This window comes from Clostridium sp. HCP1S3_C6, assembly GCF_052066735.1.
Lineage (GTDB): Bacteria > Bacillota > Clostridia > Clostridiales > Clostridiaceae > Clostridium.
Genome location: NZ_JBQHRN010000015.1, coordinates 31,777 through 55,535, shown reverse-complemented (window position 1 = coordinate 55,535; position 23,759 = coordinate 31,777). Strand labels below are relative to the sequence as shown.

20 protein-coding genes and 1 pseudogene are annotated in these 23,759 nt (G+C 23.9%); 13 read left to right on the top strand and 8 right to left on the bottom strand.

Annotated elements, in window-relative coordinates:
* The 4 genes from tnpC to ACTNAO_RS07335 all read right to left on the bottom strand — a co-directional run.
* A partial coding sequence (tnpC, locus tag ACTNAO_RS07350) for an IS66 family transposase (protein WP_441046295.1) occupies positions 1–1,380 on the bottom strand: 1,380 nt, incomplete at its 3' end.
* Positions 1,381–1,469: 89 nt separating this feature from the next.
* The gene (gene tnpB, locus ACTNAO_RS07345; protein ID WP_441029660.1) at positions 1,470–1,820 is read right to left on the bottom strand and encodes an IS66 family insertion sequence element accessory protein TnpB; all 351 of its coding nucleotides are present in this window, start codon (positions 1,818–1,820) and stop codon (positions 1,470–1,472) included.
* A complete protein-coding gene (gene tnpA / locus ACTNAO_RS07340; protein WP_441048061.1) occupies positions 1,813–2,148 on the bottom strand; it encodes an IS66 family insertion sequence element accessory protein TnpA in 336 nt (111 codons plus the stop codon). The genes tnpB and tnpA overlap by 8 nt, the downstream gene beginning before the upstream one ends.
* 147 nt (positions 2,149–2,295) lie before the next feature.
* Entirely contained in the window at positions 2,296–2,460 is a 165-nt protein-coding gene (locus ACTNAO_RS07335) for a hypothetical protein (protein WP_441028090.1), read from the bottom strand.
* 11 nt (positions 2,461–2,471) lie between these two features.
* On the opposite strand from ACTNAO_RS07335, the pseudogene ACTNAO_RS07330 reads away from it, so the two are divergent.
* From ACTNAO_RS07330 to gshAB, 4 genes and pseudogenes are all read left to right on the top strand, one after another.
* Positions 2,472–2,882: pseudogene (locus ACTNAO_RS07330) on the top strand (transposase); the annotation flags it as partial.
* A 335-nt stretch (positions 2,883–3,217) separates the two neighbouring features.
* Positions 3,218–3,958 (top strand): RES family NAD+ phosphorylase, encoded by a 741-nt coding sequence (locus ACTNAO_RS07325; protein WP_441028088.1) that lies wholly within the window; start codon positions 3,218–3,220, stop codon positions 3,956–3,958.
* An 82-nt stretch (positions 3,959–4,040) separates the two neighbouring features.
* A complete protein-coding gene (locus ACTNAO_RS07320; protein ID WP_441028086.1) occupies positions 4,041–5,432 on the top strand; it encodes an exonuclease domain-containing protein in 1,392 nt (463 codons plus the stop codon).
* Between the two features lie 112 nt (positions 5,433–5,544).
* Positions 5,545–7,752, top strand: a complete 2,208-nt coding sequence (gene gshAB, locus ACTNAO_RS07315; RefSeq protein ID WP_441028092.1) for a bifunctional glutamate--cysteine ligase GshA/glutathione synthetase GshB — start codon at positions 5,545–5,547, stop codon at positions 7,750–7,752.
* Positions 7,753–7,772: 20 nt separating this feature from the next.
* Here the strand turns inward: gshAB and ACTNAO_RS07310 are convergent, their stop codons facing one another.
* Positions 7,773–8,270 (bottom strand): hypothetical protein, encoded by a 498-nt coding sequence (locus ACTNAO_RS07310; RefSeq protein WP_441028084.1) that lies wholly within the window; start codon positions 8,268–8,270, stop codon positions 7,773–7,775.
* A gap of 321 nt (positions 8,271–8,591) precedes the next feature.
* On the opposite strand from ACTNAO_RS07310, the gene ACTNAO_RS07305 reads away from it, so the two are divergent.
* The 4 genes from ACTNAO_RS07305 to ACTNAO_RS07290 all read left to right on the top strand — a co-directional run bounded on the left by ACTNAO_RS07305 (position 8,592) and on the right by ACTNAO_RS07290 (position 12,585).
* A complete protein-coding gene (locus tag ACTNAO_RS07305) occupies positions 8,592–10,106 on the top strand; it encodes a hypothetical protein (RefSeq protein ID WP_441028082.1) in 1,515 nt (504 codons plus the stop codon).
* Between the two features lie 173 nt (positions 10,107–10,279).
* Entirely contained in the window at positions 10,280–10,411 is a 132-nt protein-coding gene (locus ACTNAO_RS07300) for a hypothetical protein (protein WP_441028080.1), read from the top strand.
* Between the two features lies 1 nt (position 10,412).
* Positions 10,413–11,726 carry a S41 family peptidase gene (locus ACTNAO_RS07295; protein ID WP_441028079.1) on the top strand — a complete coding sequence of 438 codons (1,314 nt, stop codon included), beginning with the start codon at positions 10,413–10,415 and terminating at the stop codon, positions 11,724–11,726.
* Positions 11,727–12,033: 307 nt separating this feature from the next.
* Positions 12,034–12,585, top strand: a complete 552-nt coding sequence (locus ACTNAO_RS07290) for an ion channel (protein WP_441028077.1) — start codon at positions 12,034–12,036, stop codon at positions 12,583–12,585.
* A 1-nt stretch (position 12,586) separates the two neighbouring features.
* Here the strand turns inward: ACTNAO_RS07290 and ACTNAO_RS07285 are convergent, their stop codons facing one another.
* Positions 12,587–13,939 (bottom strand): CCA tRNA nucleotidyltransferase, encoded by a 1,353-nt coding sequence (locus ACTNAO_RS07285; RefSeq protein WP_441028075.1) that lies wholly within the window; start codon positions 13,937–13,939, stop codon positions 12,587–12,589.
* Positions 13,940–14,119: 180 nt separating this feature from the next.
* Between ACTNAO_RS07285 and ACTNAO_RS07280 the strand changes: the two genes are divergently transcribed.
* From ACTNAO_RS07280 to ACTNAO_RS07270, 3 genes are all read left to right on the top strand, one after another.
* Positions 14,120–15,376: a VanW family protein gene (locus ACTNAO_RS07280; protein ID WP_441028073.1), complete on the top strand. Its 1,257-nt coding sequence runs from the start codon at positions 14,120–14,122 to the stop codon at positions 15,374–15,376.
* A 12-nt stretch (positions 15,377–15,388) separates the two neighbouring features.
* Entirely contained in the window at positions 15,389–16,180 is a 792-nt protein-coding gene (gene hisJ / locus ACTNAO_RS07275; RefSeq protein WP_441028071.1) for a histidinol-phosphatase HisJ, read from the top strand.
* Positions 16,181–16,670: 490 nt separating this feature from the next.
* The gene (locus ACTNAO_RS07270; protein WP_441028069.1) at positions 16,671–17,423 is read left to right on the top strand and encodes a hypothetical protein; all 753 of its coding nucleotides are present in this window, start codon (positions 16,671–16,673) and stop codon (positions 17,421–17,423) included.
* A 104-nt stretch (positions 17,424–17,527) separates the two neighbouring features.
* Here ACTNAO_RS07270 and ACTNAO_RS07265 read toward each other — a convergent pair whose 3' ends face one another.
* Together ACTNAO_RS07265 and ACTNAO_RS07260 are read right to left on the bottom strand one after the other, a co-directional pair.
* Positions 17,528–18,082: a hypothetical protein gene (locus ACTNAO_RS07265; RefSeq protein WP_441028067.1), complete on the bottom strand. Its 555-nt coding sequence runs from the start codon at positions 18,080–18,082 to the stop codon at positions 17,528–17,530.
* Positions 18,083–18,125: 43 nt separating this feature from the next.
* Entirely contained in the window at positions 18,126–18,836 is a 711-nt protein-coding gene (locus ACTNAO_RS07260; RefSeq protein WP_441028065.1) for a tetratricopeptide repeat protein, read from the bottom strand.
* Between the two features lie 104 nt (positions 18,837–18,940).
* On the opposite strand from ACTNAO_RS07260, the gene ACTNAO_RS07255 reads away from it, so the two are divergent.
* Both ACTNAO_RS07255 and ACTNAO_RS07250 read left to right on the top strand, forming a co-directional pair.
* Complete coding sequence (locus tag ACTNAO_RS07255) at positions 18,941–20,149, top strand: exonuclease SbcCD subunit D (RefSeq protein WP_441028063.1); 1,209 nt, start codon at positions 18,941–18,943, stop codon at positions 20,147–20,149.
* Positions 20,149–23,691, top strand: a complete 3,543-nt coding sequence (locus ACTNAO_RS07250) for an AAA family ATPase (RefSeq protein WP_441028061.1) — start codon at positions 20,149–20,151, stop codon at positions 23,689–23,691. The genes ACTNAO_RS07255 and ACTNAO_RS07250 overlap by 1 nt, the downstream gene beginning before the upstream one ends.
* Positions 23,692–23,759 lie beyond the last annotated feature (68 nt).

The following is a 23,759-nucleotide window of genomic DNA, read 5'->3' as shown; positions in this document are numbered from 1 at the left end:
TACAAATGGCTTTATTGAACGTTCTGCTGCATTATTATCAATTTCTAAAGAACCATCTTCTAATATATTCTTCATTGTTGGAACTGTTTTTTGAGCATATTCTAATGCTTTCCCGAGAGGACTTCTTGGAAGTGCATCTTTGATTTCTATATTTATATACTTTTCAAAATTTTCTAAAATCGGTGATAACTTCTTAAGCCTTATTTCATAACGTTTTTGATAATAATCATCATCGTTACCATATTGTTCTCTTATGTCTTTTTCTAATTTATAAATTTGCTCACAATAATTAAACCCTATAATTGCTCTTGAGTTTTTTAGGGCTTCATCACTTAAATTTTCTACAATTTCATGGAATTTTCTACGTATATGTGCTAAACAATATACTCGCTTAACATTTTCAACTTTATTGTATCCTTGATACCCATCGGTTTGCAAGAATCCACTAAAGCCTTTCAAAAATTCCTTAGGACAAGAACTAGATCTTGTTTTTTGATAATCATAAAGGATTATCGGATTTCGGCTTGAACCTGTTTTATATAGCCACATATATTTTTTCGCTTTAGATTCATTGCCATTATGTTCAATAACTTTTACCGTTGTTTCATCAGCTTGAACATAATTAGACTTAAGTAATTCATCTTTCATTAGATTATATACATCCGTAAGTTCTGCAGCTACTCCAATAACCCAATTAGATAAGGTTTGTCTAGATAAAGTAGCTCCTAACATATTAAAGTAATTTTCTTGCCTATATAATGGAACTGAATAAAGAAATTTTAATGAAATAACATGACTTAACAGATTATTAGAAGCCATCCCCTTATTTATTAGGTTTTTAGGAGCTTTTGTAGTAATAATATTAGAATTTATGTTGTCTGCTTCGCATTTACGGCAAGCGTAGCTGTATGTTATATGTTCTTCAACATATAATTTCGCCGGAACAAATTTTAATACTTGTTTAGTAGAATTAACTCCTATTATTTCTAATGGAGAGCCACATTCTTTACATATAGCTTCTTCTTCAGAAAGTTTGTGTTCTATAATAACCTTTTCTAAACCTTCTAAATTATCTTTCTTTCCTGTATTATTAGAAGGTTTCTTTCTTGTATAGCACACTTCTTCAATAACAGGTTCATTTATATTTGAATTACTCTCTTTTTCAGCTTCATTAAATAAAGATAATTGATTTGGATCAATTTTTTCACTTGTAGAAGAGAATATCTTTTTATTTCTATTTGCTAATTGAGCTTTTAAGAATGCAACTTCATTTTGCAAATTATTGATTTTTTCATCTTTTTCATCAAGCTTTTTTTCCATTTCAGACATTAAAGATTTTATTTTTTCATCTAATTGATTTTCATAAATTTCTTCGTTCATTTGTTACCTCAAAACTGCTAATTAATAACTTTATTATACCACAAAAACCCTTTGTTTTCAAAGGGTTTCGGACATTTTGCAATGTATTATTAATAGTAATTTTTTTGAGTAACAGGCTTGAATTTTGACGTATTTCTAATTTCATAACCTTTTAATAACCATTTTAGTTCATCCTTATTTACCTTAAGTGCTTCTTCTGGATTTTGAGGCCATTTAAAGTGACTATGTTCTAATCTATAATAGTAAAGCCAGAACCCTTCATCAAAGTGCAATATCTTTAACTTATTCATTTGTTTATTGCAAAACACAAACAAAACATTATCAAAGGGATCTAGCTTCATTTCATTTTGTACTATCATAACTAATCCATCAATACTTTTCCTTAAATCCGTAATGCCGCAGGCTAGATAAACAGTCTTAACCTTATTAATATTAAACATTTAACATCAAATCCTTAATTATAGAATTAATAAGAGCTGTTTCACTCGTGGGTATAGATATTTTAGCAACTCCAATAGTTATCTTTATTTCTGATGATAACTTAGAAGATATATTTTCCTTGATAATTTCTCCATGATTATTTAATTGAATGGCTTGAAATATTGGTTCTTTATGTTCAATATTCTTAATTCTTCTTTTATGATAAAAAAATTGACCTTTATTAAGATTATTTTTAGTACAGTATTCCTTTATAGATATGTTCTTATTCTCTTTATAATAAAGATCAACAGCTTCTTCCCATTCTTTATTGTTTAATTTCTTATACATAAAAATCCTCCTGTAAAATCATTATTCACTTAATTTTACAAGGAGAATCATAATTTATGTAGACGTGAAATCTTTGACGGTTACGCTGTTTATTAGGTTTTTGAGAATAATAAGCTTTTTTAAGTGCAGTTATAACAAGGCTGTTGGTCATATCAGTTCCATAGGCATAGCCATTTCCTTCTTTAATTTCATAATTTCACTTACAGTAATAACTTCATCTTCGTTGATTCTAATTTCTCTGCCTTTCTTAATCCAGCCATTGATAGTAGAACCTGCAATTTCATATTCTCTGCTTATTTCAGAAACTGTCATTCCTGATTTATATAATTCTAGTATTTAATAGAGAAATTGTTGGCTATTCTGCTGGCCCTAATAAGGATGCTAAGCTAGTATATGAAGCATTTATGAATTCTACAATTAATTTAAAGAAGGTAAAGATTTTTCATACAGATAGGGGAAATGAATTTAAAAATAAAATTATTGATGAACTTCTTGATACTTTTGAAATAGAAAGATCTTTAAGCCAAAAAGGATGTCCTTATGACAACGCTGTAGCGGAAGCAGGATATAAAATAATAAAGACTGAATTTGCATTTGATAGGATTTTTGAAAGCTTGGAACAATTAAAATTAGAATTAAGAAGTTATGTTCTATGGTATAACAACAAACGCATACATAGTGCTTTAGGTTATATGACACCAGTAGAATATAGAATTTCTAATATGACCGAATAATAACTGTATAAAAAAGTGTTGACAATCCATAATTAAGTATTAATAATTAAGAATTCAGGATATTTTTATATTGCATTGGTAGACAAGCTACAATTTCAAGGCATACAATAAAATCTATATAAGATTTAATTAAGTTAATGTTTTGGAACCAAACACAATAATTATTAATTATCTCTTTGGAGATTGGCTTTAAGCAAAGCGAAAAAGCCACTTAATTATTAATTCTTAATTTTACAGCTATAATTTCAAGGACTACACTTAATTAACATGCATAAAATATAAAGAAAAGAAAAATGCTATCGATAAATTAATATATGCTTAGGTAGGTGATTGTCTTGTATTCAAAGGAATTTTATTCAGAAGAAATATATAAAGATGTTATGAAACTATGGAAAAATTTCAAACATGATATTAAACATTCAAATAGATTTTTTGTAGGAGAAGAAATTGTTAAACTTCTTGATGAAATAAATATGTCAAATAAAAATTTTAAAAGTGATTATAATATAATGTCTGGATACACAATAGAAAATACATTGTTTTATAGAGCAAGAATAGGAAACTTTATTCATTCTAGTAATAAGGAAATGCTGTCACCGCCTATGAATAAAGCTACATCAGGTCGTTGTAATCCTATGGGCATATCATATCTTTATTTAACAAATAATGTTGAAACAGCTATAAATGAAGTAAAGCCTACCAAAGGAGATATAATAACTATTGCTGAAGTAAATGTAAAAAAAGATAGAATATTTTCTTTTAATATTTTAAAGTATTTTAATGAAAAAAAATCTGATGAGTATTTAAAATCAAAGAAGCTTGAAGTACTTATTGATATTATTAATGATGATTTATCATCAATAATAAAATCCAATAAAGATATTGATTATCTTCCATTTCAATTTTTAGCAGAATATATAAAGAAAAGAGGGTATAATGGATTTTCTTATAAAAGTGTAATGTGTGATAATGGCGAAAATTTTGTTTTCTTTAATAATGATGGAGTTGAAATTATTAAAAAGAGCATATACAAAATAAATAAGGTTAAATATGCTTATGAAAAAATCTCTACTTAAAATTGTCTTGCATGAATTTATATTTAGGTTATATAATAATTGTATTATGTAAGACTATTGTCTCAAAAAAGAGAGGTATATAATGAAAACATTGTTTTTTACAATTAATGACCATGTTAATATGGACAAGAATTATAATTTTTCTGCATTAATTGAAGATGAAAATAAAGTGGTCCTTAATTCTATGGTAAAAACATTAGAAACAGACAAAGGTGATATTTTAGAAATATTATCTAAAGATTATGAAAGCATAATTACGTTTAATAATAAAATGAAAAAAGAACTTCTTGAAACATTTTATGATAATAAGGAATTATTGAAAGTTATTGAGGAAATCAATTGTATAGAAAATTTATTAATAGATTCTTGTGAAAATTTGCATCATGTAAATAATATTAGCTTAGGACAATTAGTCCTTGGTTATGATATTCTAAAGCCAGATATAGAAGATGAACTTGAAGATGTATACAATCTTATGAATGTATATAATGCTTTTAAAATAAATGAAATTTTTAATTTAGAAGTTTTAAGTGTAAATAATAAACATAATAATTTTAAAAAAAATAGTATAAACTTATTAAGAGAAGCTAAAACATCAATATATGTTGACTTTGAATTTGATATTGAAAATAGACAAAAGGCAGAGTTTATTTCAATAGGTGCTGTTGTAACTTTAGATGGTGTAAAAATTAAAGATTCTTTTTATAGTCTCATTAATACTGTAAATAAAAAAAATTTATCAAAAACATGTATGGAAATAACTCATTTAACTCAGGATGAAGTTGATAATGCTGATAATTTAAAGGATGTTATGAACAAATTTGCATTATGGATAAATAAATATTTAAGAAATGGCATAATATATAATTGGGGCAATTTTGATAAAGTAGCTTTAAGTAAAATTTTAAAAGGCAATGGTTTAGGTTTTATATATAATAAAATTTTTAAGAACATGTATGATATACAAGTTGAAATTTCAGAAAATCTTACTTTAAATAATGAAGTTATATCAAAATGTATAGGTCTTGAAAAAATGAAAGAAATGTATAATATTTCAGGAAAGGTAAAACATAATGCATTAGATGATGCTATAGATTTAATGAAAGTTGTTCATGCGTATAAAAATTATGATTATGATCCACTTATTTTACGTAAAATGTATAAAGAAGCTATGAGAAAAACTTTTTTATGGAATTATAATTTTACCAATAAGGATTATAGTATTACATATAGTATTGTGTGTTTTATTAAGTCATTAAAGGCTGATATTCCCATTGATGAACTTAAAAAAACTTACAAGAAAATTAAATTTAACTTAGTAAAAGACATTCCAATGGAATTTGTAATATGTTTTTTAAGTAATGATGACATAAAAAAATATGTTCTAAAGGTAGATTATGATAGGAGGGATTTAATTAAATCCTTTGTAAAAATTGATTTGCCAGAAATTATAGAACAAAAAATAATAATATAAATATAAGTGGTTTCTTATGAGACCACTTATATTTTAATAAGCTTATGGAAAGAGAGGTAAAATTGTGCTATTAATAAAAGATTTCAACATAAATAGAGAATCAATATTTAATATGGGAATTGAGAGAGAAACATTAAGGGTAAATGAAAAAGGTGTTATTTCAAAAAAAGATCATAAATTATCCTTTGGAAATAAAATAACCAATCCATATATTACAACTGATTTTGCTGAAAGTCAGCTTGAATTTGTAACACCACCACTAAAATCATCTAAGGATATATATGAATTTATGAATGTCCTTTATGATATATGTGCAAATGAATATAAAGATGAATATCTATTTCCTTTATCAATGCCTTGCGTATTTGATTCTAATGTTAAAATTGCTCAATATGATAGTAGTAAAGTTGGATTAAAAAACAAAAACTATAGAGAAGGATTGCTTAAAAAATATGGATTATTTAAGCAGCTTATATGTGGTATACATTATAATTTTTCTTTTCAAGATGATTTTTTGAATAAATTATATTTAAATTTTAACAGTGAAATGTCTTTTAAAGAATTTAAAAATAAATTATATCTTGATTTAGCAAAAAAATATAGCTATTATAGGTGGTTTATAGTATATGTTATGGGAGCTACTCCAATTTTCAATTTAGATAGCCAAAAAACAAAAGAATATACAAATGGAATTTCTTTTAGAAATAGTTCCTTTGGATATAATAATAAGCATAAAGTATTTTTAAATTATAATTCAATAACAGAATATGCAAAATCAATAAATGAAAATATACAAAGTGGAATAATTTCAGAATATAAAGAATTATACTCATCTGTTAGAATTAAATCTAAAGAGAATGATGGAAATCTTGAAAGCTTAATTAATGATGGAATAGAATATTTAGAATTTAGAAATATTGATATTAACCCTTACTGTAAAACAGGAATAGAGAAAGATCAAATAGACTTTTTAAATATATTTATGTTATTTTTATTATTTAGTGAAGATATTAACCATAATAATTTTCAAGAAGAAGCTTTTTATAATTCTGATATAATATCAGAAAGTGGTCTTGATAATATTTTGTTAAAGTATAAAGGAAAAGATATTACAAGAGAAGAATTTTCAATGATTATATTAAATAAGATGAAAGATATTAATAATTATTTATCATTAGAAAAAGATGATCTTTTAAACAAATATATAAATATAATAAAAGATTCAAAACTAACAACAGCTTATAAAATTAAAAGAGATATAGAAAAGCAAGGATATATACCATTTGCTATGGAAATAGCTAAAAAAAATAAAGAGGATGCCTTTAATAATAGATATAAATTGTACGGATATGAGGATATGGAATTATCAACTCAAATATTAATAAAAGAATCTATAAAAAGAGGTTTAAAAGTAGATATTTTAGATAAAAGTGATAATTTTATATGTATAAGTAATGGAAATAATGTACAATATATAAAACAGGCTACAAAAACCTCTAAGGATAATTATGCAACAGTTCTTGCTATGGAAAATAAAATAGTAACAAAAAAAATATTAAGAAAGAATAATATTAAGGTACCAAAGGGATTTGAATTCTTTTCATTAGATGAAGCAGAAAAATCTATTAATATGTTAGTTGAGCATAATATAGTTATAAAGCCTAAGTCAACCAACTTTGGTAAAGGTATTACTATTTTAAATAGTGAGTCTACCAAAAATGAAATTATATTAGCTTTAAAAAATGCCTTTTCATATGATAATACAGTTTTGGCAGAAGAATTTATTAAGGGTAATGAATATAGATTTCTTGTAATTGGAGATAAGGTATCAGGAATTCTTAGAAGAGTCCCTGCTAATATAAAAGGAGATGGAATAAATACTATTTCTCAGTTAATTAAAATAAAAAATAAAAATCCATTAAGGCAGCATGGTTATACTTCTCCATTAGAAAAAATAGAAATAGATAGTACAGTTGAATTTTATTTAAGTCAGAGAAATTTAAATTTAGATTATATTCCTAAAAAAGATGAAATAGTATATCTTCGTGAAAATTCTAATATAAGTACTGGTGGAGATAGTGTAGATTACACAGATTTAATTGATGATAAATTTAAGAAAATAGCAATAAAAGCTGCAAAGGCTATTGGAGCTAATATTTGTGGTGTAGATATGATTATAGACGATTATACTAATATAAATTCAGAGTATGGAATAATCGAACTTAATTTTAATCCAGCTATTCATATTCATTGTTTTCCATACAAAGGAACAGAAAGAAATATTGCAAAGGATATATTAAAATTATTAGATTTAATTTAAGGCGTGCAAATTGCACGCCTTTAACTATTAATAGCAGATAAAACTGATGAATAATCAATATACCATTTCCCATCATTATCTTTAACAAACATAATTGGAACTGTTTCTTTAGATTTTTCTCCAGATTTATTTGTTATGTCAAAAGTTGTGTTGTAAATAATATAATCAGAAGTTTGAAGTACAAGATGACTTCCAGAAGTATATATTTTTTTTAAGTTACAGTTTTCTATATTTTTAGTTAAAGACTCACTAGTATCCGTTATATATTCACTATTTCTTACATTATCACAATTTATATTTGTAAGACTGACTATTTTTTTTGCATTATAACTATTTACACCATCAACAAATTCATTAAGTATTTCTGTTGGATTACAGTTTATGGAGGAAGAATTACATGTAACAAAATATGATATTACAAACAATAAAGTAAGTATCATTATTGATAAAATAAATAAAATTATTTTTCTTATTCTTTTTAAAAGAATATAATCATTAGTTTCTCTTATAAAAACCATTTTACCACCCCATTTACAAATATTACCAGTAAATATTAACACAATTTCAATAAAATGTAAATAAATAGCAAAAATTTATTGCTAAAAATTTTATTACTAAAATAATAAAGTAGCAGATAATATTTCATAAAGATATTAATTTAAAAATTTAAGCTATGAGGAAGTTAGTAGAGTAATTTAGGTATATAAATAATTAAATTAATGTTAACAATATTTTGTTTAATTGCAAAATTTATATTATTGCTAGTATAATGTTATTGTATAAGTATAAAAATTAATAGTATTATATAAATAAAAACATATTAAAAATAGAGGTGGCTTATGTCTAATATATTATGTGGCTTAGATATTCTAGAAGATTCGGAAATAGCTAATCAAATAGCCATAATTGAGGTAATTAATAATATAAAAGAAAATACTGGTATTAAAGAGGCTGGAAAGAAAATATTAAAATTTGCTAGCTATTTTACTAGTATATTTAAGGATAATGAATTTGAAACAGAGGATTATAATTTATTTATTAATGAAAAATTGTCAAAATTAAATACATTAAGTAGAGATCAATTAGTAAGTGAATTTAAAAAATCTTTATGTAGTATTTTGGACATAAATGAAGATATATCTGAAGATAAGTTATGTATAAACCTTATTAATAACGTTTGTGATTTCTTAGGTATTAATTTAGATGAAATGCCTTTGAATAAATCTAAAAACATTTGCGAAAAATATTATAATTTTATTAATGTCAGATACCATGATAGTATTTATAAATTAGAAGATAAATTTTCAAAATATACTAAAATTGATAAAAAAATAATTGCAACAGTAAATAGAGGATTTTCAATAGAAAAAAACTTATTAGTTACAAAAGATTATATTTATAATAATGGTATAAAAACAGTTGTGTCAGAAATTCTAGCTTTTATTACTTTTTTATTGTCTGTATTTTCTCTTGACAGAATATATCCCAAAATAAATGAATTTAAAGTGTCTTATGACAAAACATTTGAAGAAAGTTTTAATGATCTTTTACTTAAAATAAAAAATAGTAATGTTTATACAATGGCAAATAATCAAAATATTGTGTCTTTAAAGCATGACCTTAGAGGTCTTTCTTTAAAAATTAAACGTGATGAAAAAAGAAAAAATGATTGCATGGAAAATTTAAGCAAGTTAAAATTGAGTAAAGAGAATTTATCTAAAGATATAAAAAAAATACAAAATGAATTGGAAAAAAAGGAAAAAAACACAGATACATTTAATGAATTAGATGAAAATGCTCAAATGGAAGCAAAAGCTGAAGTGTTTAAATTGCAAAAGCGTATAGATATGTTAAAAAATAAATTAAAAAATATAAACAATGAAGGATTATATGCTGCAAAATCTTTAGATAATATTTTATCAGAATTAAATTCTACTAATGATAAAATAAAAAGTATCAATACTTTACTTAATGAAGTGGAAGAGAAAAATAAAACATTTATTAAAACCATAGAAACTGATAAAATAAAATTTCAAGAAATATCAAAGAAAAGAGTGGATATAATAAAGGATAGATGGACTAAAACATTTAACAGTTTCACAATTAAAGAAGAAATATACAATAGTATAAAAGATTTTAATAGTAGTGAATTATTTAAAATTGAAATGGCGCTTCTTGAAATGAGTAAAATGGATGATGTATCTGCAATTTCAGCAGGCAAAATTGATAAATTTTATGATTATGTTATTTTAAATACATCAAAGAGGGAGCCTATTAAAATTTATTTTGAAATATCCCCTTTTGGTTCATTAACCAAAATAGAAAAAATTGAAAAAGATATGATAATTATTTAAGAAAAATATATGTTCTTTAAGCAAAAGTAATTACTAAAAACTACTGCTTAAAGGGCATATATTTTTTGTGTTTTCAAGTTTTACATAATTTGTAAAAAGTGTTGAAAAAAATTAAAAGTAGAGTTATAATTTAATTACCAAATGGTAAAAATTTACATAAAGGGTGGTATATTATGAGTTTTACTATTTTTCAATGTTATATTAAAGTGTGCAGAACTATAAATATAAGACCATCATGGAAGGGTCTAAATAACTTTAAAAAATATTATGATTATGAACTTAATAATAAAATAGTGGGGATGTAATATGAAATTTAGCAGAAAATTAATTTTTGCATTAATTATATTTTTATTAGTATCAATTACTATATGTTATAACTTAAACCCTTTTAGAGGTTCTCAAAATGTAGTAGTTAATTCTAAAGAAGCATCTGAAACTATTACTAAAAAACAGGCCCTTGAAGATATTAATTACGTTGAAAAAATTATTAAGGAAAGACATATAGCTTCATTAGAAGGTTTACCTAATGAATTTTTAGTTCAGGTAGAAGAAGAAAAATCAAATTTAAGTGATAATATTACTGTATTGGAGTTTTGGCAAGCCATAGGTAGAATATTATCAAAACTTAAAGATGCTCATACATCTATTAAGTTAGTATGTGATAATGAGAAAAGAGCAAGTTTTGATTTTAAAATGGAAGATAAGGATTTATATGTAATAGATAACTATGGTAATAAAAAACCTGTATTTAAGATAAACAATAAGGATGTTTTTACATTATATGAGGAATTTATATCAAAATTTTCTTTTGAAAATGAAGATTATGCAAGAAATGCTTTTGAGTCATATTTAAAGTCCTTTAATGGAATATGTTTTGTGTTAAATGAGCTTCTTGAAAAAGATTTTATTACTATAGAAACAGTTTCTTCTGAGGATAAAAGTAAAATAGTAAATGATAAGATAGAATATGATTTAGAATCTAATGAAGATTTTAAAAAAATTAATGAAGTTGAATATAGTATTGATTATGAAAAATCTGCTGCAGTAATAGCTATTAATACTTGCATAATGAATGAAGAATATAAATCATCCCTTAAAAATTTTTTCTCAGCATTAAAGGATAATAGTATAACTAATATTGCTGTTGATTTGCGAAATAATTCTGGAGGTAATTCAGCAGTTATTGAAGAATTTATAAAATATGTTGATATAGATAATTATAAGGCCTTTTCATCTGTAGCAAGATATGGACCTTATACTTTTAAAAATTCAAATGAAAAACATAATAAAAAGTATAATGATTTTTTATACAAAGGCAATATATATGTTTTATCTTCAAGTAAAACTTTTAGTTCAGGAATGATGTTTTCTGTAACACTTCAAGATAATAATATAGCAAAAGTAATAGGTGAGCCATCATCTAACAGTCCTTGTTCTTATGGAGATGTTATAAATTTTTGTTTGCCTAATTCTAAGCTTCTTTTAAAAACATCATATAAAAAATTCATAAGACCAGATACAGCTGTTGCAAATGAAAGTATCCAAAGGGTAGATTACAATGTGAAATCTAATGAAGCTTTAGATATGTTTTATGAAATTATTTCTAAAAAGGATTCTTAAATGTAATATTTAAGATCTTTTTTTAGTAAGATAAAAAAGAATAATTAATAGGGTAATTAAAATGATTATAATTATATATATAATTATATGTTTTACTAATTTTTATATATTTGTATCTTTGATAGATAAATTTTTAAAAGTTAATAAAAAAATAGTTAAAATAAAAAATAAAATTAATTTATGTTATTTAAATGAAATTTCAAATAAAAAAATAATTAGACTAACAATTATATTTTTAAGTCATTTTACTTTTTTTGCATTAGCTTTTAATGTGATTTTTATTCAAATAAATATAAGGTATACTTTTGTGAAAATTATAATAACACTTTTTGTATATTTTTTGTTTTATTATATATATGGATATGGATTGTTAAATTCAAAAAGCAAAAAAGAATATGCAGTATTAATGCTTTTAATAAATTCATATTCTTTATTAGTATTTACATCAGTTCAATTTGTAAATATACTAAGAAATAGTAATGCTATTTCAAAAGCCTTGATTTTTATTGGGTATATAATAATGTATTGTATTTTTATGAAGGAAATTCTTAGCTATGCTTTTAATAGCATTATTTATAGAAAAGGCTGTTGTTTATATATTTATTATTTAACAGGAATTATTTATATATTATTTTTAGGTTCATGTATGGTAGAAATATTTTATAAAAATTCTTATATAGGAGTAATATCTTATTTTGATTTGCTTTATTACACAATTGTGACTTTTACAACTGTAGGCTTTGGAGATATTGTACCATCTTTTTATCAAGGAAAAATAATGTCCATAGTAATTTCAATTACAAGCATAATTACTATTTCTTTTAGCTTTAATAGAATTTTTGTAAAAAAAGGCAACTAAATTATAGCTGCCTTTTCGCAAAGGATATTAAATCCTTTTTATTATTTTGAAGCTTTTCTTCTATAACATTTTGAAGTAACAAATTAAGCATTATGCCAATATCTTTGCCTTTAAGTCCTAAATCTTTAATATCATTACCTGTTAATTTTAAATCTTTTATGGACAAGCACAAATTTTCATTTAAAATATCCATAAAAATATCTTGACAAAGGTCTATAATTTTAAGAGATTCTTCTTTTTTAAAATCAGATTTTGCAAGAGTATCAGCTTTTTTTACTTTTAAAAGATCTAAAAACAAATTAGTATCCCCATTTAATTTTAACAAGATTTTTTTAATAGATTTAGTAGTAGGATTTAACTGAATATCATGAAGCCTAATAAGAAGGAGAATATCTTCTATATCTTTTTTGGATAAATTTTTACTTGTAGAAATTTTAAGCCTTTTGAAAATTTCTTTTGTTATGGTATAAGATACATCAGCATGACCATAAAAGTGTCCAATATTCTTTTCATCTTCAAAAAAGCATTGAGGTTTCCCAATATCATGAAATAACATAACAAGTTTTATTTTTAAATTAGGAGAATTTTTAACTGATTCAACTATGTGAGTAAAAACATCATATTTATGATAAGGATTATGCTGATTAAAATCAAAAGTTTTTTTAAGTTCTGGAATAAAGAATGCAAATACAGATTTATATTCTTGCAAAATCTCACAAGCATTATTTCCACCCATTAATTTTACAAATTCACAAGTTATACGTTCAATGGATATATTTTTTAATAAATTTATATTGTCTAAAATAGCTTTTTTAGTATTTCTTTCAATAGAAAAGCCTAAAGTAGATGCAAAACGCAAACATCTCATTATTCTAAGACCATCTTCGTGAAATCTTTTTTCTGGTTCTCCAACAGTTTTTATTACTTTTTCTTTTATATCAGAAATTCCATGAAATGGATCAATTAACCCTTGAGCATCATTATAAAATATAGCATTTTGTGTAAAATCTCTTCTACTTAAATCATTTATTAAATTTCTTGTAAAAGTTACACTGTCAGGATGTCTTCCATCGCTATAATTTCCATCAATTCTATAAGTAGTTATTTCTATTGGTTCATTGTCAATTATTACAACAACAGTACCATGTTTGATTCCAATATCTAGTGTTTTATATTCTTTAAAAACATCAACTATTTCATTAGGCATAGCACTTGTTGTAATGTCAAAATCTTTTGCTTCTAATCCCATTATGTAATCTCTTACACAGCCTCCTACAAAACCTGCTTCAAAACCTTTATTTTGAAGCATTTTAATTGCAAGAAGGCCACTTTTATTATTTTTTATATTACTCATAAACTGCTTCACCTCAAAAGTTTAAGTTACTATCTTTATTATATAACAATGTTACCATAATAGCATTGTTATATGAAAACTTTATAAGAATAATATAAAAACTTTTAAAAAATCATCATAATAAATGGAATTAAATAGTAAAATAGTAATGCATAAAATATAATTTGAGGTGAATATATTATGGGGAATGATAGTAAGGAAGGGAGCAAAATAAAATTTGTAAAGATTGTCGGAGCTTGCATTATTGGTATTACTATAAGCTTTATTGCAATTTTACTATTTTTTATAATAGTAACCAACAAGTATTCTAATACTGCTTATAAAGGTATAAAAATAAGTGATATAGATGTAAGCTTTAAAAATAAAGAAGAAATTATGCAAATAATAAATGATACTATAATTTCAGAGGAAAATGATGATAAACTAGAAATATCTGTTGATAATAATAATTATATATATAATTATTCAGAATTAAATGGTAATTACAATATAGAAAAGGCTGCAGAGGAAGCTGTTAATTATGGAAAGAATTTTGGTATTTTTAAGAAGTTTTTATCTATTAAGAAAAGTAACAATGTATTAATTAATGTATCATATAATTGTCCTGAAGAAAGCATAGAAAAAATAATTAGTAATATTAAAAATGAAAATGATATTCCTCCATGTAATGCATCTATAACTATAAAAGACAATAATTTTGAAATTAAGGAAGGGGTAAATGGAAGATCAACAGATGAAAATGATTTGAAAGAAAAAATTGTAAGCAATTTATGTTATAATGTAAATGAAAAAATTAATGTTAAATTTAATGAAGTATCTCCTGAAATTACTTCAAAGGAATTAAGAAAAATTACTGGAATAATGGGAAGTTTTGAAACAGATTATTCTAGTTCAAGCTATGCAAGAAGTAGTAATATTAAACTTGTAACAAATATAATAAATGGTACCTTGTTAATGCCTGGAGATGAATTTAGTTATGGAGAATATGCAAAAAAAGGTATAGGCAAATATGAATATGCTCCTGGTTATGTTGATGGACAAGTTGTTAATGTTGAAGGAGGAGGTATATGTCAACCATGTACTACTCTTTATAGAGCAGTAATGAAGTCAAATATAAAATCAGTGGAAAGACATCCTCATATGTATACTGTTTTTTATACAAGGCCAGGTCTTGATGCTACTTTAGGAGATTGGGGTACACTTGATTACAAATTTAAGAATATATACGATTTTCCTATTTATATTCAGGGAATTGCAAAAGATGGTATTGTAAGATTTAATATTTATGGTGATCCAGCAGCTCTTAAGGGTTATACTTATGATATGGAAAGTAATGTTTATGGTCTTACAGCCGAATCTTATTTAGTTACATTTGATAGTGAAGGAAATGAAGTAAAAAGAGAGTTTATATCGGAAGATACTTATAGAAGTCATTAAAAGGAGGAACTTATGAAGATTTTAAAAAGAAAAGATGGTCATATACATTCGCCATTTTGCCCACATGGTACAGATGATTCTTTAGATATGTATGTAAATGAGGCAATAAAAAATAATATGGATGAAATGTCTTTTACAGATCATATGCCATATCCATGTGTATTTGCTGATAAAGATTTTTTAGATGAGTGCTGTATGAGCAAAGAAGTAACAAAAAAGTATATTGAAAGTGTGTTAAGAATAAAAGAAAAATATAAAGATAAAATAAAAATTAATTTAGGTTTTGAAGTAGATTATGTAGATGGATTAGAAGAAGAAACAAAAAAATTATTAGATGAATATGGCAATGTAATAGAGGATTCAATTTTATCTGTTCATTTTGTAAAATATAATAATAAATATTATGCTATTGATTATGAAAAAGATTTTACTGAATTATTAGAATCTCTTAAGTCATTAGATAAAGTATATGATTTATATTTTGAAACACTTTTAAGAGCTGTAAAAAGTGACCTTGGCGTATACAAACCTAAAAGAATAGGTCATCCAACTTTAGTTAGAATATTTAATCTATTATATCCACATGAATATAAAAATTATGCTTTAATAGAGGAAGTAGTAAAAGAAATAAAAAATAGGGGCTATGAAATAGATGTAAATACAGCAGGTCTTAGAAAGCCATACTGTAAAGAAATATACCCATCAGGAATATTTAAAGAAATGGTAGAAAAGTACAATGTAACATGCATATATGGTTCTGATTCTCATAAAGCTGAAGATGTTTGTAAGGATTTTAAGTTTTAGGGATAGAATAGTTAGGCTACACTTTAGCTGTGAAATTAAGAATTAATAATTAAGTGGCTTTTTCACTTCGTTTAAAGCCAGCACCAAAGGTGCAATTAAGAATTATTGTAGCTAGGCTCAAAGCATTAGCATAATTAAGTCCTATATAAGATTGAGGTAGGCTTTGAAATATGGAGCTTGTCCATCCATACAATATAAAATTAAGATTTTTGCAAGGTAAGGAGCAAAAATGTCCTGAATTCTTAATTCTTAATTATTAATCCTTAATCCTTAATTATTAATCAATCAAAGTTAAAAATGATAAAGAATAAAAAGCTTAATGAAGTAAATAATTGAGGCACCATTTCACATTTAAAGTTGTTAACAAACAGAAAACATTTACTAAAACATTTGATTAGTTTTAAATAACTTGGTATACTTTAATTGTAATGTATAAGTTTACAAACAATTAATATATAAGGTATTTGTTATAAATGTGGGGGGATAAATAATGTTAAACAATGTTAAAAAAAATAATTTAAAGGATCTTGAAGCTGATAATTTAGTTGAAGATGTAATTAAATATAAAATCAAAAAGTATGGTCAATGTGGATTAAAGCTTATTTTCACAACAATTACTGGTGAATTTTATAAGGATGAATCAATTCAAAAATTTGATGGTTCACTTCTTGATACATGCCAAAGTCTTTTAAGATCTCATGCTGGTCAAACAATAGCTGTAGATGGTATTTACAATAGCGAAAACGATTCATACAAAGCTAAACCATATTTAATTTTCAAAAATGGAATAGGGGCTGCTAATTTAGAATATATTGAATCACTTGACTTTAAAAATCCATTATTAGAACCAGATGTAAAGTTATGTATTATAAATAGTGTTATAAATTCTGCTAATTCACATATATTATTAGAACCATCTGTATTTCCATATTTAATAGATGCAGTTAAAAACATAAATTCTTTAAGTTATAAAGTTGATTTGAAAAATACATTAACACTATTGGAATATATAGCAAATAATGTTAAGTATTATGTGAAATCTAAAAAGGATTCTTATATGGGAACTACATCAAATGATTCTAAAATTGCACCAGAAAAAGCATTAGAACTTTTAAATGATGTTATTAATAAATTTGAAAGAATTGATAACAATGATTTAATAATGGCAGTTTATAGAATTGCAAAATGCATAAAATCATTAAATGAATCAGGTCCAGTTTTAGCATATGAAAGTATACAATAAAAGATAGTAATAAAGGGCTGTCACACTAAAAAATAGTGCGATGCCTTTTTTTATACCCAAAGTTCAGAAAGAACCTAACATACTGATACTACACCTCTTTTTAATTACATACCTAAATTAAAAGTTTTTTGTATTTCACAACCACTTTTAGCTTTAATTTTATTTTTTAATATCTTTAAATCCTCAAGAGATTCTACATCATAGCAATAACAACCATCTTCAGTATGAATTCTTATGCTATAAGAATATCTTGTTCCAGTTAATACAACCTTTTTTATATCCTTATAATTGATTAATACACATGCATTTCTATTAATACCAATCAATCCAAGCTTTGACACATTTAATGTCTTTGATTTAATAATTGGATTATCATAGGAGTCTTGTATAATTTTTTTATCATTTTCATTTAAAGATTCAATCATATTTATAAATTCTTTGTCTTCATTTCTATTAGAAAAATAGTATATACATATAATGGCTAATATTATTGCATTTACTAATATGTATATGATAAAATTTGAAGTATCTCCAAATAATGATTTCTTATTTTTAATTACAAAAACAAAATTTAATATAACTATAGCTATGCTAAATACAGATGTAATCATGTTTATTATATTTTTCCTAGTTTTCATTAATTTTTTTATTTCTTCCATTTAGCCGCTCCTCATATATACTACCACCATTTCCTTTTTATCTTTACTTTTTTAATTTTTCAATTTCTTTATTTATAATATCCTTATTTAAATCTGACAAAAATGATTCTTTTTTACTTAAAGCAGTATTTAAATATTTAAGTGCATCTTCTTTATAATTTTCACCATAAGAATAACCTTTCTTTAAAATAGTTAAAGCAAAAAAGTAATAAGGTTCTGGAAAATTAGGAAGGGTTTCTTTATTGAAAATATTCTTATATATTTCATAGGCTTTATCATAATTATTTAAATAATAGTAGCTTTCAGCTAAATTATCTGCAATTATATTAGAATGGTTATATTCATATGCTTTAGTATTATATTTTAAAGCCTCATCATAATCTTTATTTAATATTAATAAATATCCAAGAGTTTCATAAGTGGCTGTATTTTCAAACTCTTTATCTAATGATTTTAAATTTTTAATAGCCAAATCTAAATGACCAGTTCTCCAAAAATAAAGACTTTCTGTCTGTTTGTATGATATTTTATAATTATCATTTTCTAATTTATTGTAATTTATTTTATCTAAAAATATTTTTGCATATTTTAAATCACCACAATTTATGGCAGCATAAGCCCCTTGAAGTTTAACAGCATTTTCTAATTTTTTAGATTCTGCTAGTTTTTTATATATTTTTAATGCTTCTTCTAAATTTCCTTGACTATAAAATATATTTGCTTTTATAATATTTATTTTGTTAAATATCCCCATGTAATCATCTCCCGTATAATTTAATTATTATTTTAAGGCAAAACATTATAAATTTCAAACTTTGTTGTATAATATATTTAACATAAAATTGGGAGGTTATATTTTTGAGAATAATTCATACATCTGATTGGCATCTTGGAAAAAATCTAGAGGGAATTTCCAGAATAAATGAGCAAAAGCAATTTTTAAAGGACTTTTGCAGTATAGTTGAAGAAAATAATATTGATATAGTAATAATAGCAGGAGATATTTATGATAATAGTAATCCAAAGGCAATAGCCGAAAAAATGTTTTATGATACATTAAAGACTCTTTCAAATAATGGAAATAGAATTATTATATTAATATCAGGAAATCATGATAGTCCTGACAGACTTGTTGCAGCTTCAAATTTAGCTAAGGATTTAGGAATTATTATGGTTGGAACTCCTAAATCTATAGTAAAAGAAGGAAAATATGGTTGTGCTGAAGTTTTTGACAGCACTGAAGGTTTTTTTAGGCTTAAAATGAAAAATGAAGTTGTGTCAGTAATAGCACTTCCTTATCCTAGTGAAAAGAATTTAAATGAAGCGTTATATGGTGATATGGATGAGGATCAGGAAAATATTAAATCATATAATGATAGAATTAAACTATATTTTAATAAATTAGAATCAAAATATAGAGATGATACAATAAATATTGCTATATCACATTTATTTACTTTAGGAAGCATTGAAGGAGGTTCTGAAAGAGGTATAGAACTTGGAGGAAGTTATATTGTAAATGGAGAATGTCTTCCTAAAAAAGCTCAATATATTGCTTTAGGCCACATACATAAAGCTCAAATTGTTCAAGGAACTAATAAGAGAGCTAGATATTCAGGATCACCTCTTCAATATAATAAAAAAGAAATTAATTATGAAAAGGGATGTTATTTAATTGACATAAAACCCTTAGAAGAACCTAAAATAAGTACAATTAAATTTAAAACATATAAGCCTATAGAAATTTGGAAATGTAGAAGCATTAAAGAAGCTATAGATATGTGTGAGAAAAATAAAAATAAAGAATCTTATGTATATATAGAAATAGAAACAGATGTTTTTATTTCTGAAGAAGATATAAAAATAATGAAGAACCTTAAAGGTGATATAGTACAAATTACTCCTATATTAAAAATAGAAGAAGAATTTAGTGATAATATTGTTGGAGATGTAGCTGAAAAATCCTTTCAAGAACTTTTTTGTGATTTTTACAAAAAAACTACAGGAATGGAGGCAACTGAAGAACTTACAGAAACAATTTTAGATATAATTAAGGAGGAAGAGTAATGAAGCCCATAAGGTTAAAAATAAAAGGACTTAACAGCTTTATTGAAGAGCAGGTTGTTGATTTTAACAAATTAACTTCAAAAGGTATGTTTGGAATATTTGGGCCAACAGGAAGTGGTAAATCTACTATACTTGATGGTATTACATTAGCTTTATATGGTGAAATATCCCGTAAAAGCAGTGATTTTATTAATATAAATTGTAACAAGTGCAATATATCTTATGAGTTTCAAATATCAGGAAAAGAAACTCACATATATAAAGTTGTAAGGGAATATAAACGAGATAAAAAAACAAACAAAATATTATCTACAAAATGTAGACTTTCAGATATTACAAAGGATGAAATAGTTCTTTGCGACAAGGTAAGAGAGGTAAATGAAAAGTGTAGAGAAATTATTGGCCTTTCTATAAATGATTTTACAAGAACCGTTGTTTTACCTCAGGGAAAGTTTAGTGAATTTTTAAAGCTTGAAGGTAAAAGCAGAAGAGAAATGCTTGAGAGACTTTTTAATTTAGAAGAATATGGTGACAAATTATCTACAAAATTATATAAAAGAATATCTAATGTTAAAAATGAAAAAAATATATTAGAAGGTCAGATGAAGGGGTATGAGGAATATACAACTGAAAGGCTTAATATTTGTAGTGAAAACCTTAAAAATCTTACAAAGGAGTATGATTTTTTAAATAAGGAATATGAAAATTTAAAGATTAAGGAAAATGAAATAAATTTATTATGGAATAACATAAAAGAATTAAATAAATATGAAAATAGCTTAAATATATTACTTGAAAAGAAAGAAGAAATAGATGTAAAAAATGAAATATTAATAAAAGGTGAAGCTTCAAAAAAATTATATCCATATATTGAGGAAAAAAACATTAATATAAATAAAATAAATAATATTAATGATTCTTTAGGTGAATTAGAAGAAAAAATAAGTAAATCTAATGATCTTAAAGAAAAAATAAGTAAAAATTATCTTGAATATAAAGACAAAAATGAAAATGAACTGCCAAACCTTATATTAGAAAAGCAAAAAATAGATAATGCAGTTTTAGAATTAAATGAAATTCATAAATTATATTTGGAAAATGAAAAGTTAAATAAATATAAATTAGAACTAAATAATAAAAACAGTAAATTGAAAAATTCACTAAACTATATAACTAGTGAAATAAAAGTAAACTTAGAAAAAGATAAAAAAATTGATTTTTTAATAGAAGAATTAAAAATTGATAGTGTTGTAAAAGAAAAAATTCAAAGAGGTATTATTCTTAATAGCACATATATTACTTTAAAAAATCAATATAATAATTTAGTTAGTAAAAATAAGGAGCTTTTAAAAGGCAAAGAAGAAAATGAAAGTGTTCTTAAAAAATTAAAATTTAGTTATAATTCTTTAAAGGATACATATAACAATATTTTAAGTGAAATAAAATTATTAAATTCAGAAAAAATATTATCAGAAGATGAATTATTTAATTTACAAAAGGAAATAATAAAATGTGAAGAACAATTAAAAGAAAAAAACAAATTTAAGGAACAATTAAAAGAAGAAAATAATATTTTAAATAAAGAGAAAGAGGAATATGAAAAATATATAAAAAAATTAACTTTATTAAAACAAGAAGATATAGCTATTTCTAGTAAACTAGAAAATATGGAAGAAGAATATCATGCTTCATTTCTTCGTAAAAAACTTAAAAATAATGTGCCATGTCCAGTATGTGGTAGCTTACACCATGTAAATGACTATAAAAATATTTCTGTTAATGAAAATGAAATGCTTAATTTAAGAGAATCAAAAGAAAAGATTTCAAAGGATATTTTAGACTATGAAGTTAAATTAAAGGTATCTAAATCAAAACTTAAAGAAAAAGAACTTAATATTTCAAAATTACAAAGTCAATTAGAAAAATTAGATAATTCCTTAGATGAAAATCAAATAAATATAAAAAAAGAAAAATTAAATGATGAACTAAATAAATCAAACAAATGTAAAGAAAATAAAGATAAATTAGATAAAAAAGAAAAAACTATAAAAGAAGAATATATCCTTACTGAAAATAATATTAAAAATTTAGAAAAAACTCTTATAGATATTAAAAATAGAATTATTACTAATAATAACGAATCTAAAGAACTTGAAAATCAAATTAAAGAAAATATAATGCTTATTACAAATATTAAAACTGCTCTAAATATAGATGATTTTGAAGAAGAAAATAACAAAATAAAAGAAGCAGAAAATAAACGTAATAATTTAATTAAAGATTCAAAAGATACAAAGGAAATTATAGATAAACTTCGTGCAAATAAAGATAAGTTAACAAATGATATTAATGAATTAGAAAAAAGAATAGAAAATGGCACAGCAATTATAAGCGAAAAGGAAAAAAATATACAAAATAAAATTTCTAATTTAAATAGCAAATTTCCAGATAATAAATTAGATACTTATTGTGACATTGAAAGTTATATAAAAGAATTTAGTTCAAGACTTAATAGTGCTTTAAATAATATATCTACTCAAATTACTAACATAGTATCTACTTATAATAAATTAGATAAAGAAAAAGAAAGTATACTTCAAAAATTAGAAAATTTAAAAAATAGTTATATTTCTAATAAAAGTGCATTAAGTGAAATTGAAAAAAGAAATTTAAATCTTTCTAATAAAATAAGTGTATTATTGTTACAAGAGAATTTTACAAATGAAGAGGAAGTATGTAAATGTTTATTAAAAGAAGAGGAATTATTAAGCATAAAATCTGAAATAGAATTATTTAATAATAATATGCTAGAAATAAAAAGTACTATTAAAGGACTTAAAGAAAAACTTAATAATAAAAATATCACAGAAGAAGAATACAATGAATTTATTAGTAATTTGCAAAAGAAAAGAAATGAACTTACTCTCAAAAATGAGGAAAGAATAAAATGTAATGAAGAATTTAATCTTATTAATGAAAAAATAAAGGAATTAGGCTCTCTTTCAGAAAAAATGAATGAATACATTCATAAACTTTCTATTTTAAGTGAACTTGAAAAAATATTTAAGGGTAAAAGATTTATTGAATATATAGCTACATCAAGGTTGAAATATATATCAAAAGATGCATCAAGAAGACTTTACAATATTACAAATGGCAATTATGGTTTAGAAGTGGATGATAATGGTAAGTTTTTTATAAGAGATTATAAAAATGGCGGTGTTTCAAGAGATACATCTACACTTTCAGGAGGAGAAACATTCCTGGCTTCACTATCACTTGCATTATCTTTGTCAGCAGAAATTCAACTTAAGGGAACAGCTCCACTTGAACTTTTCTTCTTAGATGAAGGTTTTGGAACATTAGATGAAGATTTGTTAGAAGTTGTAATGTCTTCTCTTGAGAAAATACACAATGATAAATTAAAAATTGGAATAATAAGTCATGTTGAATCTATAAAAAATAGGGTGCCAGTTAAACTTAATGTACAAAAGGCTTCTGCTGGTGTATCTGGTAGCAAAATATTCATAGAATTTAGTTAACAATTTAATTCTTTTATTAATATAATATGTACATATTAAAAAGTATATTAAATGCACGGTAAAAGGTT

Coding starts and splice junctions, on each gene's coding strand:
- ACTNAO_RS07280 (WP_441028073.1), top strand. CDS start 14,120: ATGGGGAATGATAGTAAGGAAGGGAGCAAAATAAAATTTGTAAAGATT.
- ACTNAO_RS07250 (WP_441028061.1), top strand. CDS start 20,149: ATGAAGCCCATAAGGTTAAAAATAAAAGGACTTAACAGCTTTATTGAA.
- ACTNAO_RS07295 (WP_441028079.1), top strand. CDS start 10,413: ATGAAATTTAGCAGAAAATTAATTTTTGCATTAATTATATTTTTATTA.
- hisJ (WP_441028071.1), top strand. CDS start 15,389: ATGAAGATTTTAAAAAGAAAAGATGGTCATATACATTCGCCATTTTGC.
- ACTNAO_RS07265 (WP_441028067.1), bottom strand. CDS start 18,082: ATGGAAGAAATAAAAAAATTAATGAAAACTAGGAAAAATATAATAAAC.
- ACTNAO_RS07300 (WP_441028080.1), top strand. CDS start 10,280: ATGAGTTTTACTATTTTTCAATGTTATATTAAAGTGTGCAGAACTATA.
- ACTNAO_RS07310 (WP_441028084.1), bottom strand. CDS start 8,270: ATGGTTTTTATAAGAGAAACTAATGATTATATTCTTTTAAAAAGAATA.
- ACTNAO_RS07270 (WP_441028069.1), top strand. CDS start 16,671: ATGTTAAACAATGTTAAAAAAAATAATTTAAAGGATCTTGAAGCTGAT.
- tnpB (WP_441029660.1), bottom strand. CDS start 1,820: ATGTTTAATATTAATAAGGTTAAGACTGTTTATCTAGCCTGCGGCATT.
- ACTNAO_RS07285 (WP_441028075.1), bottom strand. CDS start 13,939: ATGAGTAATATAAAAAATAATAAAAGTGGCCTTCTTGCAATTAAAATG.
- ACTNAO_RS07260 (WP_441028065.1), bottom strand. CDS start 18,836: ATGGGGATATTTAACAAAATAAATATTATAAAAGCAAATATATTTTAT.
- gshAB (WP_441028092.1), top strand. CDS start 5,545: ATGGGAATTGAGAGAGAAACATTAAGGGTAAATGAAAAAGGTGTTATT.
- ACTNAO_RS07320 (WP_441028086.1), top strand. CDS start 4,041: ATGAAAACATTGTTTTTTACAATTAATGACCATGTTAATATGGACAAG.
- tnpA (WP_441048061.1), bottom strand. CDS start 2,148: ATGTATAAGAAATTAAACAATAAAGAATGGGAAGAAGCTGTTGATCTT.
- ACTNAO_RS07305 (WP_441028082.1), top strand. CDS start 8,592: ATGTCTAATATATTATGTGGCTTAGATATTCTAGAAGATTCGGAAATA.
- ACTNAO_RS07335 (WP_441028090.1), bottom strand. CDS start 2,460: ATGACAGTTTCTGAAATAAGCAGAGAATATGAAATTGCAGGTTCTACT.